This window comes from Hanstruepera sp. CR43, from assembly GCF_055227665.1.
Genome location: NZ_CP200078.1, coordinates 1,115,206 through 1,128,901, shown reverse-complemented (window position 1 = coordinate 1,128,901; position 13,696 = coordinate 1,115,206). Strand labels below are relative to the sequence as shown.

The following is a 13,696-nucleotide window of genomic DNA, read 5'->3' as shown; positions in this document are numbered from 1 at the left end:
TTATTATGACAAGTTTTTGGAAAGCGAACCCTAATTTACAAAATTTAAAATGGATAGAAAATTATGGTTTTAGGAAATATAAGGAGAGGACTAGTACCAATGTTAGCAATCAAAATCAATTTTTATTTTGAACCATAATGTCATATAATCCGATGAACACCATCCAGAAAATAAAATATACATACCAAATATCAACGATTAGGGTTGCTGACTCAACAAAACCAACAGAAAATAAATAAGCGAAAAACAATCCAAGAGAAATATTAACTATCCCTAAAAAGATTTTACCTAATTTAAGATTATATCTTTTAGTGAATTCATAATACAGTATAATACCAGAGAAAAATACATAACTAATAAATATCAATTGAACAAAAAGGCTTCCAATGTCAGTTTGACTAATTCTATCAATAATGTCTAAAATGACTAGTATTATGATGATTAATTTTGATATTAGCCAGAAGTACTTTGTTTTTTTGTAAAATGATAACATTATATGTGTTTTAAATTAATGCTAACGGTGTTGGCATACGTATTTATTTTATTTTTTTAAATGACCTACCATCTGCTAACATTAAAGAATAGTCATTTAGAAATTTAATAGGCACAAAAGTGTCTTCTATTTCAGATGGATATAAAAATCCGTATGTATTATCCTTTTTAGTAATGAATATCCCAAATGAGTCAGGCAAGTAGTGTTTTTTTATTAACAGGTTTATTTGGACAGAATCAGGTTCAGGCTCATTAATTGAGGTTTCTGAAATCGGAATAATTTCTTCAATACAAATTTTGTTTTCAAATGGTTTTTTAGAATCATCATTAATTTTAAGCAATATTAGACATTTGTCTATTGTCATATGACAGTTGTAAACTCCATTTTCATAAAGGTCAAGTATTTCGATGTCTTCTGAAATCCAATTTCCGTATAGTTTTGCAATAATGTTTGAAATAGAATCTTTTTCCGATTCTGAAAATTCCATATCCATTTTAGTTTGACCTTTGATGCTCAAACTAGCAATTGATAAAATAAATAGGAATATGCTTTTTTTCATATGTATGCCAACGGTCTTGTATATGAAAAGTAGCGGATTTTAAGCACTAACTTTTCGGTATATAACTGACCTTTAATTTGTTCATTTTCTTTCGATTAAGCGATTAAACCGCTATTTTTTATATACGTTGTTAGCAAACGTACTTTTATTTTATTCCGTTTTCAGCGAGTAGTTGGTCAAAAGCTTTTCCGCCCCAATCCTTTCTCAAGTTTTCATTTTTTGTTCTCGCACTTAAAATCTGATTATTAATGTTTTGATTATTATAAGATATTAACGCTTTGGTAGCAGACAGATAAATATGTGCATTCCACTCCGTTTCTAATATTTCTATTAGTGGCTTTACAAATGAGTTGTCTTTAAATTCAGATGCCTTTTTAGCATATAATGGGAAATTATGAACATTTGATTTTGTGATGTTCTCTCTGATTAACTGAAATCCAAAATCTCTGTCTTTATCTATTATTAAGTCTAGCATTTGTTCGTTCAAGCTTTTTGTTTCTTCAAGATTGTCAAAACTGAAATTCGCAATGTCCAAGTCATTAGGGTTTTGCATACTTTTTTTGTCAATTCAAATGCTCTGCTTGAATTTAGACTACTTAAATACTCGAATACTTTTGGTGAAATTTTATTTTCTTCTTCCCATAGTTTCCATAGAATTTCTTCATAGTTCTTACATTGAAATTCATTTAATGCGGAAAAAATCATATTCAAATGATACTTTCTAATATGCTTATGTTCGACTTGTGTAAAAGGTATTAGTAATTGATTTTTAGCATCTTCATTTTTGTAGCTTGCAATTGCTCTGTACAATTGTGTCCATTCATTACTAAAATGCGTATTATCTAATGTTTTTTGAAGTTGTGATTTTAAAAATGGGAAGAATTTCGGATTTGGAAAATAACTTATTGCTTTATATGTAAAAAAATATCCGCCTTCATCTTTATCTGTTTCGTCTCGAAAGTTTTTTATAATATCAATGTCTTGTTCTTTTTGATATTTAGCCAAAGTTACCAATGCACTTTGATTCTTTTCATTTATAACTAGTTCACGAATTTTTGGGTATAAACTTTCGGTTGGTTCAGCTCTATTAATAGCATCAAATCGAGCCGATAAATTGTTTGGTTGAAATATTAAAAGGCTATCTAATTCTTTCATTTCTTTAGAGTCCATTTTGTTTGAATCTAAATCGATGTATTCTGGCGTAGCAACACTTATAAAAAAATCGCCAACTTTTTCTCTACTTACAATACAACCAAACATTGTACTTACTAATTCATCGTCATTCAGATGACTCTTAATTATTGGAAATAAGTCAATGTTCTTTTTATGTGACAATGCCCAAAACGAATATGAACGTACAACTCCATTTGGATGATTTGTTAATTCAATCAGTTCCTCTTTAGAAGCTTTTTTTTCTAATTCCACAAAATAGTCATATTGTTTTGGTCTTGTTCCACCAATAGAAACCGCAGAACCCATTAATTCATTGACATTTGCTATTTTCTGAACAACTTTATCTGTTTTGTTCGAAATCTTGTTTTGGTCAAATTTTGATTGTCCAAAAAGATTTAAAGACAGTAAGAGTGATAATATGAAGGTAATTTGTTTCATTCGTATGTTTGCTAACAATTGGATAAACGCAATGGCGTTTATTCCCATTATGTTTACACCATTAAAAATAGCTAAAATTCTGACTTTTCTCGAAGTTTAGCGTATAAATTCCTAAACAAAAAACTGTAAGTTTGCAGTATGCAAGCAAACCTACATCAGCACATCCCTCAAGCAGCCATACAACAGCTGGAAGCCCTGCTGGATCATGACCATGTTAGTGTCCAAGTCAAACAGGAGCGTAAAACCCGACATGGTGACTACAGGCGCTTGCCCAACGGGTGGCATCAAATTACTATCAACACCAACTTGAATCCCTACCGATTTTTAATCACTTTGGTGCATGAGGTGGCGCATTTGGAAGCCTATCTTAAATTTGGGAGAGCCATCAAGCCACATGGCAAGGAGTGGAAGCATACATTTCAACGGCTCATGTTGCCCTTTTTAAACCCAGAGGTATTTCCGCAGGATTTATTACCGCTTTTAGCCAGACATTTTAAAAACCCCAAGGCGTCCAGCGACACTGATGTACAACTGGCGTGGGCACTTAAACAGTTTGATGCACCCAATGATAAAACCTTTGTTTTCGAGGTGCCTTTAGGTCAAACTTTTAAGTTGTATAATGGTCGAATATTCAAAAAAGGTGAAAAGCGGGTAAAACGTTACGAATGTGTTGAGGTTACATCAGGAAAATTGTATCTTTTCAACCCCAATGCCGAGGTAGAACTAGTAAATTAAATTATGAACAAAAACTATTATGCCATACTCATGGCAGGTGGTGTGGGCTCAAGATTTTGGCCAGTAAGCACCCAAGAATTTCCAAAGCAGTTTCACGATATGTTGGGAACAGGCGAAACCCTGATTCAAAAAACCTTTAGCAGGTTGGCCAATATGATTCCCAAAGAAAATATATTCATTCTCACCAATGCGCGCTACAATGACCTGGTGTTGCAACAACTGCCAGATGTTGCGCAACGTCAGGTGGTACTGGAACCAGCCATGCGTAATACAGCACCCTGTATTTTGTATGCATCATTGAAAATCCAAAAGGAAAACCCCGATGCAGTCATGATTGTAGCACCCAGTGACCATTGGATTGAAGATGAGGCGGCATTTACAGATAATGTGCAGCAAGCCTTCGATTTTTGTACGCAAAATAATGCGTTGATGACCTTGGGTATCCAACCCACATTCCCCAATACGGGTTATGGTTACATTGAATATAATATGGAGTCTGAGGTTCTCGAAGACTCAACCATTAAGTCAGTGGCTCAATTTCGAGAAAAACCCGATTATGAAACCGCCAAACAGTTTATAGCACAAGGGAATTTTTTATGGAATGCCGGTATTTTTATGTGGAGCGTGCATAGTGTCATTGAAGCTTTCAAGGGTAATCAACCCGAATTATTTCAACTTTTTGAAAAAGGAATGGCCGCCTTTAATACTAATGACGAGGCTGCTTTTATACAAGAAAATTACGCCAAGGCCGAAAATATATCAGTAGATTATGCTATTATGGAAGCTTCCCAAAACGTATTTGTACTTCCGGCTACTTTTGATTGGAATGACCTGGGTACTTGGGGAAGCCTCTATGATAAACTAGACAAGGATGACCAAAACAATGCCGTAGTGAATGCTCGGGTTTTGGCACAGGATGCATCGGGAAATATGATCAGGACTCCTAAAAACAAGGTAGTGGTTGTTGATGGTATAAATGATTACATCATTGTTGATAAAGAGGAAGTTTTGCTTATCTTTCCTAAAGCAAAAGAGCAGGATATTAAGAAAGTGCTGCAAGGTGTGAAAGATAAGTTTGGTGATAATTTAGGTTAACATGGAAGAAAATAAATTCAATTTCTCAGACGAAGAAGAAAAAAAGCAAGTATCAGCCGATGAAGCCAAAAAAGATGCGGCTGTTGAAGAATCTAAAAAAGCGGTTCAGAAAGATGCCAAAGGTTTGTTCCAAAACATACGTAAATTCCTGAACGAACTGTTAGACTTTAGGGAAGACACCGATCGTGATGAAACTATTGAAGCCATAAAAAAGGATATTCCTTTTAAAGGTGCCACTGCCTGGATATTGGTGTGTTCTATTATGGTTGCTTCGGTAGGACTGAATGCCAACTCAACAGCTGTGGTTATTGGAGCCATGTTAATTTCACCGCTTATGGGCCCAATATTGGGTATTGGACTGTCAGTTGCCATCAACGATATAGATACTATGAAAAAGTCGCTGGTTAATTTGGCGACTATGATTGTGTTAAGTTTATTAACGGCCTACCTGTTCTTTTGGCTCTTTCCGTTAAGTGAGGAAACTTCAGAACTTTTTGCCAGAACCAGACCGGATATCCGGGACGTGCTGATAGCATTTTTTGGTGGTATGGCTTTGATTATAGCTAAAACAAAAAAGGGAACTATTGCGTCAGTTATATTTGGCGTGGCTATTGCTACAGCTTTAATGCCACCTTTGTGTACAGCCGGATACGGATTGGCCAAAGCTAATTGGAGCTACTTTTTAGGAGCCATGTATTTATTTATCATCAATACCATTTTTATTGCATTGGCTACCTTTATTGTTTTGAAGGCCTTACGCTATCCAATGCTTAAATATGCCAATTCCAAAAAGCGTAAACGTATAGCACGAATAGCGTCTTTTTTGGCTATCATAGTTATGGTTCCTGCTTTTTGGACTTTTTGGACCGTATTACAGGAGAGTAACTTCAATACCGCAGCCAAATCTTTTATTGATACCGAATTAAAAGGATTGCCACAATTTGAGTATATCAAGAAAAATGCCACCTATAATTTTAACGATGGCAACTCCTACATTACATTCAATACCTATGGTCTTGAAGAAATTCCAGAAACAACTATCAATTTATTGAGAAATAGAAAATCAGCTTACCCAGCCTTGACCAATACACGGGTTGTTTTTAACCAAAGTCGTACAGAAGGGTTTGATAACCTCAAATACATGGAACAGCTACGGTATCGGGATTCCATAGACTTAATTGAACAAACGCAAAAAATAGCCTATCTGGAAGAACGTGAAAAACAACTGGCGGCACTGGAAAAGGAAATGATACCTTTTGATCAGGTAACTAAAGAAGTCCATATTAATTATGAAGCCCTGTCGAGTTTTAGTTTTGCCAATGAGATCACTTCCAACTTTAAAACTTCGGACACGCTTCCAGTCTTTACGGTAAAATGGGATGCATCTAAAATAAATGAGCGCGATATTCATAATGAAACTGATAAGTTAGGTCGTTGGTTGAAGGTTAAGTTGCAATTGGATACGCTGGTGGTAAGACGAGATCGATAATATTCGTTTATTGGCGTTCCTCAATATACATTTGACGTACTTTTTTAAATAACTCCGAAGAATACACAAAGTTGGTTACGGCTTCATTATCAGTCTTAAATATGGTTTCGTTAGAACCTTCCCAGGCTTTGTAGCCGTCTTTTAAGAACACAATTTTTTCACCGATTTCCATCACGGAGTTCATATCGTGAGAATTGATGATTGTGGTAATATTATATTCGTCCGTAATCTCTTGAATCAGGTTGTCAATGACTGTAGCGGTTTTTGGGTCTAAACCTGAATTGGGTTCATCACAAAACAAGTATTTGGGATTATTTACAATAGCTCTGGCTATGGCTACCCGTTTTTGCATACCGCCAGAAGCTTCGCTGGGCATTTTGTTATGGGCATCTGCCAGGTTCACACGTTTTAATACAAAATTGACGCGATCCATCATTTCACTTTTGCTTTGTTTGGTAAACATACGCAGCGGGAACATGACATTTTGGGCAATGGTCATGGAGTCGAATAAGGCACTACCTTGAAAGACCATACCCATTTCGGCACGCAATTCACGTCTTTGGTCCCTGGATAATTCGGAATATATTTTTCCGTCGTACGAAATGGTTCCTTTTTCAGGGTGAAATAATCCTAACAAACACTTTAGAAATACAGTCTTACCCGAGCCACTTTGACCAATGACCAAACTGGTTTTGCCTTTTTCAAAAGTGGTTGTTATACCTTTTAAAATATGGGCTTCTCCAAACGATTTATGCAAATCTTTAACTTCAATCATTAGCTCAACATCAACTGGGTTAATAAATAATTCAAAAGAATAATCATGACACTGGTCCAAACAAATGACGTAGTGCTGGCCTTACCAACTTCTAAAGCACCACCTTTCATATAATAACCATAAAACGATGGAATGGTTGCTAATAAAAAGGCAAAAACAAATGTTTTGACAAAAGCATAAGTAATGTGAAAAGTGTTGAAATCCATTTGAACACCTGTAATATAATCCTCCAACGTACTAAAGCCGCCATAAATACATGCGGCCATACCACCCAAGATCCCCAAGAACATGGCAATGGAAATAACAAATGGATAGAGCATCATAGCCACAAATTTTGGGAATACCAGATAATTGATGGTGTTGATTCCCATAACTTCCAAGGCATCTATTTGTTCGGTAACGCGCATAGTACCAATACTCGAGGTAATAAAGGATCCTACCTTACCAGCCATAATGATTGAAATAAATGTGGGTGCAAATTCCAATATCACTGATTGTCTGGTTGCGAAGCCAACCAAATATTTTGGTATGAGTGGATTGTCAATATTTAGAGCAGTTTGAATAGTTACAACACCTCCAACAAAAAATGAAATAAAGGCAACAATACCCAATGATCCCATGATTAAATCATCAATATCCTTAAAGATCAAGGTTTTCATTACCGACCACTTGGTAGGTTTGCGAAACATCTCTTTGATCATCAAGAAATAGGTTCCAATATTATGAAGGTAGGTCATAGATTTTTTTGTTCACGCTAAAATAAAAAACTAAAACGTATTTAACCGTAATTTTAAATAGTGATATTTAAAAATGAGTATTTTTGCGTCCCTAAAGGTGTTATGTCATTATGAAAAAGATTTTTTTGTCCCTTGTTTTTATTATTAGCTTAATCTCTTGTAAAGCCCAGAATACTGTTCAAACCTATAATGAAAGCTTCACTAAAGTGGATTCCGATCGGCCTAAATTGGTTGTCGGTATTGTTGTTGATCAGATGCGTTATGATTATTTAACTCGGTTTATGGATCGCTATGGAGAAGGCGGTTTTAAGCGTATGATACGGGAGGGGTTTAACTGTCAAAATAATCACTTCAATTACATTCCAACCAAGACGGGACCAGGGCATGCTTCCATTTTTACGGGAACGACGCCTAAATATCATGGTATCATAGGTAATAACTGGTTTGATAAACAATTGGGAGAAAACGTGAACTGTGTTCAAGATGATCATGTCAGACCTATAGGGACAGACAGTCAGGACGGTAAAAAGTCACCCATTCGCATGTTGAATACCACATTTGCTGATGAGAATCGATTGTTCACGCAAATGAAAGGGAAAACGATAGGTATTTCATTAAAACACAGAGGCGCCATTTTGCCATCAGGACACACTGCCAATGCAGCCTATTGGTTTGATTATGATCACGATGGCACTGGTAATTGGATTTCGAGTTCGTTTTATATGAATGATTTACCACAGTGGGTTAAAGAATTTAACGAATCTAATGTGGCTAAATCCTATTTTAAAGTTTGGAACACTTTGTACGACATCAAATCTTATGTAGCGAGTGGAACAGATTTAAATACGTTTGAAAGAATTTTTAAAGGAAAGGAAACAGCAACATTTCCTTATGACCTGAATACGTTAAAAGAATATAATGGTGGATTTAAGATTATTGCCGAATCGTCATTTGGCAATAGTTTAACAACAGATTTTACAATTAAGGCTATTGATGCCGAGGGATTGGGAACAGATGCCATTACAGATGTTCTGACCGTAAGTTATTCCAGTACGGATAAGGTGGGTCATGATTTTGGTCCAAATTCAGTTGAGGTTGAAGATACCTATTTGCGTTTGGATTTGGAATTGGAACGTTTGTTTAATGCTCTGGATGAAAAGGTTGGCAAGGGTGAGTATGTTGTTTTTTTAACGTCAGACCATGCAGCGCCCAATGTACCGTCATATTTGTTATCTCAAAGAATCCCTGCCGGACTTTTTGATGAAAGCGCTATGCGGAAGGAAATGAATGATTATTTATTTCAGAAGTACCATCAGTCTGATTTAATTTTAAGCAGAGTAAATAATCAATTGTTTTTGGACCATAACAAAATAAATGAGTCTGGTTTCAATCTTGAAATGCTTAAAAATGATATAGCCAATAAATTATTGAACTATCCCTTAATTGATAAAGTTTATGTCACTTCGCCTATCAATCAATTTATGGGACCAGATGGTTATTTGGAAACCTTGCTTCGTAATGGCCATAATCAAAAACGTTCAGGTGATATTCTGTTTGTTTATGAACCAGCAGTATTTAAGGATACACCATGGAATAGGACTGGAACAGATCATCATACGGGTATGAATTACGACACGCATGTGCCGTTACTGTTTTTTGGCAAAGGAATAGCACAAGGTCGTACCTTAAAGCGTACCGAAATTACGGATATAGCCCCTACGATATCAGCGTTGTTAGGGATTAGTTTTCCAAATGGTTCTATTGGCACACCGCTTGAGTTTGTATTAAAAAATTAATACTTATTTGCGGTACAGGAAATAGTTGTTTACTAAATCAATATAAGTTCTTTTCGCCTCATCTTGAGAAATATTCTTTACTTGAAACAAGGCATTGGTTTTAAAGGCATTGATTATTGGTTTTCGGCTGCTAGGCCTGCCATAATCATTGGTTGCCTTTTTGTAATAGGCATAGAGGCGCAATAAGAAATCAGCAGGAAATGGTTCCGTGTGCGCATTGATACGCTCAACGGCCTCTTCAAAAGCGATATCTAATTCTTCAGAAGTCATTTTTCAGCAATAATACTTTCGCCTCCACGAACCTTGTCATTAAGGGCTACTTTAATGTTAGAATCTAAAGGTAAAAATAAATCAACTCTAGAGCCAAATTTAATAAATCCGGAATCACTTCCTTGCACGACCTGTTCGCCTTCATTGGCATAATTTACAATACGTTTGGCTAAAGCTCCAGCAATTTGGCGGTATAACACTTTACCAAATCCATGGTTTTCAACAACAACGGTTGTGCGTTCATTTTCTTCGCTGGCTTTGGGATGCCATGCTACCAGATATTTTCCAGGATGGTACTTACTATATAAAATCTTACCGCCAACCGGGTATCGTGTAACGTGCACATTAATTGGCGACATAAACACACTGACTTGGATACATTTTTCTTTTAAATATTCCTTTTCAAAAACTTCTTCAATAACAACCACTTTTCCATCCACGGGTGACACCACATTATCATCATTTATGTGGATAAACCGTTTTGGGTTTCTGAAGAATTGTAGAATTAGCACTAAAAATATCAATAGTGCTATCATAATGGAAGATTTAATCCATGAAGCCAGATTGAAGTTATCAATCAATAAAAACAAGCCAACCACTATAATTAGGGTTCCTAAAATTATCTTATGGCCTTCTTTGTGAAACATAGTTATATAATTTGTAAGTACAGGTAAATAAATGGCGAAGCAAAAATAATACTGTCTAATCGATCTAAAAGACCACCATGACCAGGCATTATAATACCACTGTCCTTCACATTTGCCTGACGCTTAAACTTGGACTCTATTAAGTCGCCTAATGTGCCAAACACACTAATAATAATGGCCAAAATAAGCCATTGATTAAAATGAAGTGTTTCTGTAAAGGTAGCAATAAAATAACTTGCTACACATGAAAAAAAGAGTCCACCTAAAAATCCTTCAACGGTTTTTTTTGGTGATATTTTCGAGAACAACTTTTGCTTACCAAAATTCTTGCCCACTAAAAAAGCAAAAGTATCATTGGTCCATACCAAGATAAAGGAACCCAAAAGGATTAAAGGTTCGAAATTATGTTTAGGATTGGCGATGAGGATTAAAAAGACAAACCCACTGGAAAGGTAAAACGTGGTGATAATAAACCGTTTCGAGATAAACAACGGAATTGTTTTCTCCGTAAACAAATCTTTAATGAGGAACAATTGGACAAAAATAGTAATGACTTGTAAAATTCTTGTTGCTTCTTCCAATCCATTGTGGGAATTCATGAAAAACTGCCAATATCCAAAGACCAGATACAGAACTGTAAAAATTACAAACGGAATGAGCGATTTGTAGTCAATGAGTTTTTTAAATTCTGCTAGGCAGATTAATCCAAAGGCATAAAACAAAATAATTAAGGCATGCTCGTTTAAAAGAGAAACCATTAAAAGGCTTATGTAGAGTAATCCAGTAAATGATCGGGTAAGGATTTCTTTCATTTTAAAGATCTTCTAATAGCAACAAATATAGGTTTTTGGAGCTGCTGCCATAGGTCATAAAGTCCTTTTCTTCAATAGATTTGAAATGTTTAATAGTGGTGATGTTCGTTGGTATTTTTTTTCTGTTTTTAGATTTAATACCACGTAATCCCTCACCAATGTTGGCAGTAATCTGACTGGTTGTAGCAAAGACTATAAAGTTGTCAGGAAATTCTTTTAATTTTTTTTCGGCAATTTGGTTTGAAGAGATTAAGAGAGAACCATCGTCCGCAATCAAATTTTCACAGGTCGTAAAAAAGTAGACAGATTCAGAAACTGTGTTGGTCATTGTTATTTCAGAATCACTGAAGCGATCTTTAAGATTGTTATCCAGTATTAACCCTTTTTTTTCGTGCCAATCGTTTTCAGAAAGGATATTGTTGAACGATTCAAATACTTCATCCAGGTTTTCACAATACAAGAACTTACCGCCATTAGCCTTAAAGTTTATTGTAAACCGTTCGTCTATGGGCAGTTTGATTTCAGGCATGTATTTACTACGTTCCCCTGATTTTACTTCTTCCTCTTTGTCATCAGATTTGGAACCAAAAAGTTTTCTAAACAGACTCATGTATTAAATAGCTATTAATCTGTGTGATTTAGGTGTTTTTCAAATATAAAAAATCTTAAACGAACCTTTAAGTTTATTTAAGATTTTTAGTTAAAGTTAACAGAATAACAGATTATTCCTCTTCGTCCGAATTAGTATCATTTGATTTAAAAGGTCTTTTACCAAATATTTTTTCAAGATTGTCTTTGAAAATTACCTCTTTTTCAAGTAATACTTCTGCCAATTCGGTTAATTTATCTTTGTTAGCTTCCAAAAGGCTAATAGCACGTTGATATTGCTCTTCAATGATGCTAGATATCTCTTTATCAATCAATTCGGCTGTTTGCTCACTATAAGGTTTTGTGAAACCATATTCACTTTGCCCAGACGAATCGTAATAAGTTAAGTTTCCTACCTTATCGCTTAAGCCATAGATAGTTACCATAGCACGGGCTTGTTTGGTAACTTTTTCCAAATCACTTAAAGCGCCCGTTGAAATCTTATTGAAAATGACCTTTTCAGCAGCACGCCCACCAAGGGCAGCACACATCTCGTCCAACATTTGTTCAGGTCTCACAATCAAGCGTTCCTCTGGTAAGTACCAAGCAGCACCTAATGAACGTCCTCTAGGTACTATGGTAACTTTTACAAGTGGCGCGGCATGTTCCAACATCCAACTGACAGTGGCATGGCCAGCTTCATGATAGGCAACAGCTTTCTTTTCATCTGGCGTGATGATTTTATTCTTCTTTTCCAATCCGCCAACGATACGGTCAACAGCATCCAAGAAATCTTGTTTGTCAACCGATTTTTTGCCTTGTCTGGCAGCTATTAGAGCCGCTTCATTACAAACATTGGCTATATCGGCACCTGAAAATCCAGGCGTTTGTTTTGATAAGAAATCAATATCCAAGCCTTTGGCTTTTTTAAGCGGTCTTAAGTGAACTTCAAAAATCTCTTTACGCTCTCGAACATCTGGAAGATCGACAAAAATTTGTCTATCAAAACGTCCGGCGCGCATTAAGGCCTTATCTAAAATATCAGCACGGTTGGTAGCCGCCAGAACAATGACATTGGTGTTGGTTCCAAAACCATCCATCTCTGTCAATAACTGATTCAAGGTATTCTCACGTTCATCGTTACTTCCAGACATGGCATTTTTTCCTCTAGCACGACCAATGGCATCAATTTCATCAATAAATATAATAGCTGGCGATTTTTCTTTAGCCTGCTTAAACAAATCACGAACCCTGGAAGCACCAACACCAACAAACATCTCCACAAAGTCTGAACCAGACAATGAGAAAAAAGGTACTTTAGCTTCACCTGCTACAGCCTTGGCTAAAAGCGTTTTACCGGTTCCAGGAGGTCCTACTAGTAAGGCTCCTTTAGGAATTTTACCTCCAAGAGACGTATATTTTTCTGGATTTTTCAGGAAATCAACAATTTCCTGGACTTCTTCTTTAGCGCCTTCCAATCCAGCAACATCTTTAAATGTCGTTTTAACCTCTGTGTTTTGGTCAAAAAGCTTGGCTTTAGATTTTCCAATATTAAAAATCTGTCCTCCAGCACCACCTCCAGCACCACCTGACATTCGTCGCATGATGAATATCCAAACACCAATCAATAATATAAAAGGCAGGATGCCTATCAAGAAATCGCCCCAAAGGTTTTGTTCGGTTTTATACTCTATACGTGGTTTAGGATCTAAATTTTCAGAATTGACTATCTGGGCAATATCATCCTCAAAATTTTGTAAATCTCCAAATTCAAAAGTGTAGTTTGGTAGTCTTGTTGCACTTGGCAAAAAATTGGTAGGCTTTGACTTTTTATGAACATCTTTAGATTCGGCTTCTTTAGTCAAATAAACTTTGGCCTCACGTCTATTCACTATTTCAACCTTTTCAACGTCACCATCCCTTAAGTAATTCATGAATTGCGAAGGTGTTGTAGGATTGGCGTCTTGAAAGCCACTTCCACCTAAAACATTCAAAATTAAAAATATGGCTATTATACCAGCATAGATCCAATAGGGGCTAAACTTGGGTTTTTTATTTTTTTGTTTATTGTTGTCGTTTGTCATTAATC

The 13,696-nt window shown here is 35.8% G+C and carries 14 protein-coding genes; 4 read left to right on the top strand and 10 right to left on the bottom strand.

What is annotated here, in order from left to right; genetic code table 11:
• Nucleotides 1-536: 536 nt before the first annotated feature.
• The 3 genes from ACKXGU_RS05130 to ACKXGU_RS05120 all read right to left on the bottom strand — a co-directional run bounded on the left by ACKXGU_RS05130 (nucleotide 537) and on the right by ACKXGU_RS05120 (nucleotide 2,663).
• Nucleotides 537-980 carry a hypothetical protein gene (locus tag ACKXGU_RS05130; RefSeq protein ID WP_463466983.1) on the bottom strand — a complete coding sequence of 148 codons (444 nt, stop codon included), beginning with the start codon at nucleotides 978-980 and terminating at the stop codon, nucleotides 537-539.
• Between the two features lie 217 nt (nucleotides 981-1,197).
• A complete protein-coding gene (locus ACKXGU_RS05125; protein WP_463466982.1) occupies nucleotides 1,198-1,527 on the bottom strand; it encodes a hypothetical protein in 330 nt (109 codons plus the stop codon).
• A gap of 8 nt (nucleotides 1,528-1,535) precedes the next feature.
• Entirely contained in the window at nucleotides 1,536-2,663 is a 1,128-nt protein-coding gene (locus tag ACKXGU_RS05120; protein ID WP_463466981.1) for a hypothetical protein, read from the bottom strand.
• A gap of 138 nt (nucleotides 2,664-2,801) precedes the next feature.
• Between ACKXGU_RS05120 and ACKXGU_RS05115 the strand changes: the two genes are divergently transcribed.
• Genes ACKXGU_RS05115 through ACKXGU_RS05105 form a run of 3 tightly spaced genes read left to right on the top strand, consistent with a single transcriptional unit; the run spans nucleotide 2,802 to nucleotide 5,982 of the window.
• Nucleotides 2,802-3,398 (top strand): SprT-like domain-containing protein, encoded by a 597-nt coding sequence (locus ACKXGU_RS05115; protein ID WP_463466980.1) that lies wholly within the window; start codon nucleotides 2,802-2,804, stop codon nucleotides 3,396-3,398.
• A 3-nt stretch (nucleotides 3,399-3,401) separates the two neighbouring features.
• Nucleotides 3,402-4,493 (top strand): mannose-1-phosphate guanylyltransferase, encoded by a 1,092-nt coding sequence (locus ACKXGU_RS05110; protein WP_463466979.1) that lies wholly within the window; start codon nucleotides 3,402-3,404, stop codon nucleotides 4,491-4,493.
• Between the two features lies 1 nt (nucleotide 4,494).
• Nucleotides 4,495-5,982 carry a DUF389 domain-containing protein gene (locus tag ACKXGU_RS05105; RefSeq protein WP_463466978.1) on the top strand — a complete coding sequence of 496 codons (1,488 nt, stop codon included), beginning with the start codon at nucleotides 4,495-4,497 and terminating at the stop codon, nucleotides 5,980-5,982.
• 7 nt (nucleotides 5,983-5,989) lie between these two features.
• Here ACKXGU_RS05105 and ACKXGU_RS05100 read toward each other — a convergent pair whose 3' ends face one another.
• Nucleotides 5,990-6,757 carry an ABC transporter ATP-binding protein gene (locus ACKXGU_RS05100; RefSeq protein WP_463466977.1) on the bottom strand — a complete coding sequence of 256 codons (768 nt, stop codon included), beginning with the start codon at nucleotides 6,755-6,757 and terminating at the stop codon, nucleotides 5,990-5,992.
• Nucleotides 6,757-7,494, bottom strand: coding sequence for an MlaE family ABC transporter permease (locus tag ACKXGU_RS05095; protein WP_463466976.1), 738 nt, complete (start codon nucleotides 7,492-7,494; stop codon nucleotides 6,757-6,759). The genes ACKXGU_RS05100 and ACKXGU_RS05095 overlap by 1 nt, the downstream gene beginning before the upstream one ends.
• Nucleotides 7,495-7,604: 110 nt before the next feature.
• Here ACKXGU_RS05095 and pafA point away from each other — a divergent pair, with 110 nt between their 5' ends.
• Nucleotides 7,605-9,290, top strand: coding sequence for an alkaline phosphatase PafA (pafA, locus tag ACKXGU_RS05090; protein WP_463466975.1), 1,686 nt, complete (start codon nucleotides 7,605-7,607; stop codon nucleotides 9,288-9,290).
• Between the two features lie 3 nt (nucleotides 9,291-9,293).
• Here the strand turns inward: pafA and ACKXGU_RS05085 are convergent, their stop codons facing one another.
• The 5 genes from ACKXGU_RS05085 to ftsH all read right to left on the bottom strand — a co-directional run bounded on the left by ACKXGU_RS05085 (nucleotide 9,294) and on the right by ftsH (nucleotide 13,691).
• A complete protein-coding gene (locus ACKXGU_RS05085; RefSeq protein WP_463466974.1) occupies nucleotides 9,294-9,560 on the bottom strand; it encodes an acyl-CoA-binding protein in 267 nt (88 codons plus the stop codon).
• Complete coding sequence (locus ACKXGU_RS05080) at nucleotides 9,557-10,207, bottom strand: phosphatidylserine decarboxylase family protein (RefSeq protein ID WP_463466973.1); 651 nt, start codon at nucleotides 10,205-10,207, stop codon at nucleotides 9,557-9,559. Before ACKXGU_RS05080 ends, ACKXGU_RS05085 begins: the two co-directional genes overlap by 4 nt.
• A gap of 2 nt (nucleotides 10,208-10,209) precedes the next feature.
• Entirely contained in the window at nucleotides 10,210-11,019 is an 810-nt protein-coding gene (locus tag ACKXGU_RS05075; protein WP_463466972.1) for a phosphatidate cytidylyltransferase, read from the bottom strand.
• A 1-nt stretch (nucleotide 11,020) separates the two neighbouring features.
• Nucleotides 11,021-11,629, bottom strand: a complete 609-nt coding sequence (locus ACKXGU_RS05070) for an LUD domain-containing protein (RefSeq protein WP_463466971.1) — start codon at nucleotides 11,627-11,629, stop codon at nucleotides 11,021-11,023.
• A gap of 112 nt (nucleotides 11,630-11,741) precedes the next feature.
• On the bottom strand, nucleotides 11,742-13,691 hold the full coding sequence (ftsH, locus tag ACKXGU_RS05065; RefSeq protein ID WP_463466970.1) for an ATP-dependent zinc metalloprotease FtsH: 1,950 nt from the start codon (nucleotides 13,689-13,691) through the stop codon (nucleotides 11,742-11,744).
• Between the last annotated feature and the right edge of the window lie 5 nt (nucleotides 13,692-13,696).

Excerpts from the sequence above, each read along its gene's own strand:
- ACKXGU_RS05130 (WP_463466983.1), bottom strand. The coding sequence starts at position 980 with ATGGAATTTTCAGAATCGGAAAAAGATTCTATTTCAAACATTATTGCA.
- ACKXGU_RS05125 (WP_463466982.1), bottom strand. The coding sequence starts at position 1,527 with ATGCTAGACTTAATAATAGATAAAGACAGAGATTTTGGATTTCAGTTA.
- ACKXGU_RS05120 (WP_463466981.1), bottom strand. The coding sequence starts at position 2,663 with ATGAAACAAATTACCTTCATATTATCACTCTTACTGTCTTTAAATCTT.
- ACKXGU_RS05115 (WP_463466980.1), top strand. The coding sequence starts at position 2,802 with ATGCAAGCAAACCTACATCAGCACATCCCTCAAGCAGCCATACAACAG.
- ACKXGU_RS05110 (WP_463466979.1), top strand. The coding sequence starts at position 3,402 with ATGAACAAAAACTATTATGCCATACTCATGGCAGGTGGTGTGGGCTCA.
- ACKXGU_RS05105 (WP_463466978.1), top strand. The coding sequence starts at position 4,495 with ATGGAAGAAAATAAATTCAATTTCTCAGACGAAGAAGAAAAAAAGCAA.
- ACKXGU_RS05100 (WP_463466977.1), bottom strand. The coding sequence starts at position 6,757 with ATGATTGAAGTTAAAGATTTGCATAAATCGTTTGGAGAAGCCCATATT.
- ACKXGU_RS05095 (WP_463466976.1), bottom strand. The coding sequence starts at position 7,494 with ATGACCTACCTTCATAATATTGGAACCTATTTCTTGATGATCAAAGAG.
- pafA (WP_463466975.1), top strand. The coding sequence starts at position 7,605 with ATGAAAAAGATTTTTTTGTCCCTTGTTTTTATTATTAGCTTAATCTCT.
- ACKXGU_RS05085 (WP_463466974.1), bottom strand. The coding sequence starts at position 9,560 with ATGACTTCTGAAGAATTAGATATCGCTTTTGAAGAGGCCGTTGAGCGT.
- ACKXGU_RS05080 (WP_463466973.1), bottom strand. The coding sequence starts at position 10,207 with ATGTTTCACAAAGAAGGCCATAAGATAATTTTAGGAACCCTAATTATA.
- ACKXGU_RS05075 (WP_463466972.1), bottom strand. The coding sequence starts at position 11,019 with ATGAAAGAAATCCTTACCCGATCATTTACTGGATTACTCTACATAAGC.
- ACKXGU_RS05070 (WP_463466971.1), bottom strand. The coding sequence starts at position 11,629 with ATGAGTCTGTTTAGAAAACTTTTTGGTTCCAAATCTGATGACAAAGAG.
- ftsH (WP_463466970.1), bottom strand. The coding sequence starts at position 13,691 with ATGACAAACGACAACAATAAACAAAAAAATAAAAAACCCAAGTTTAGC.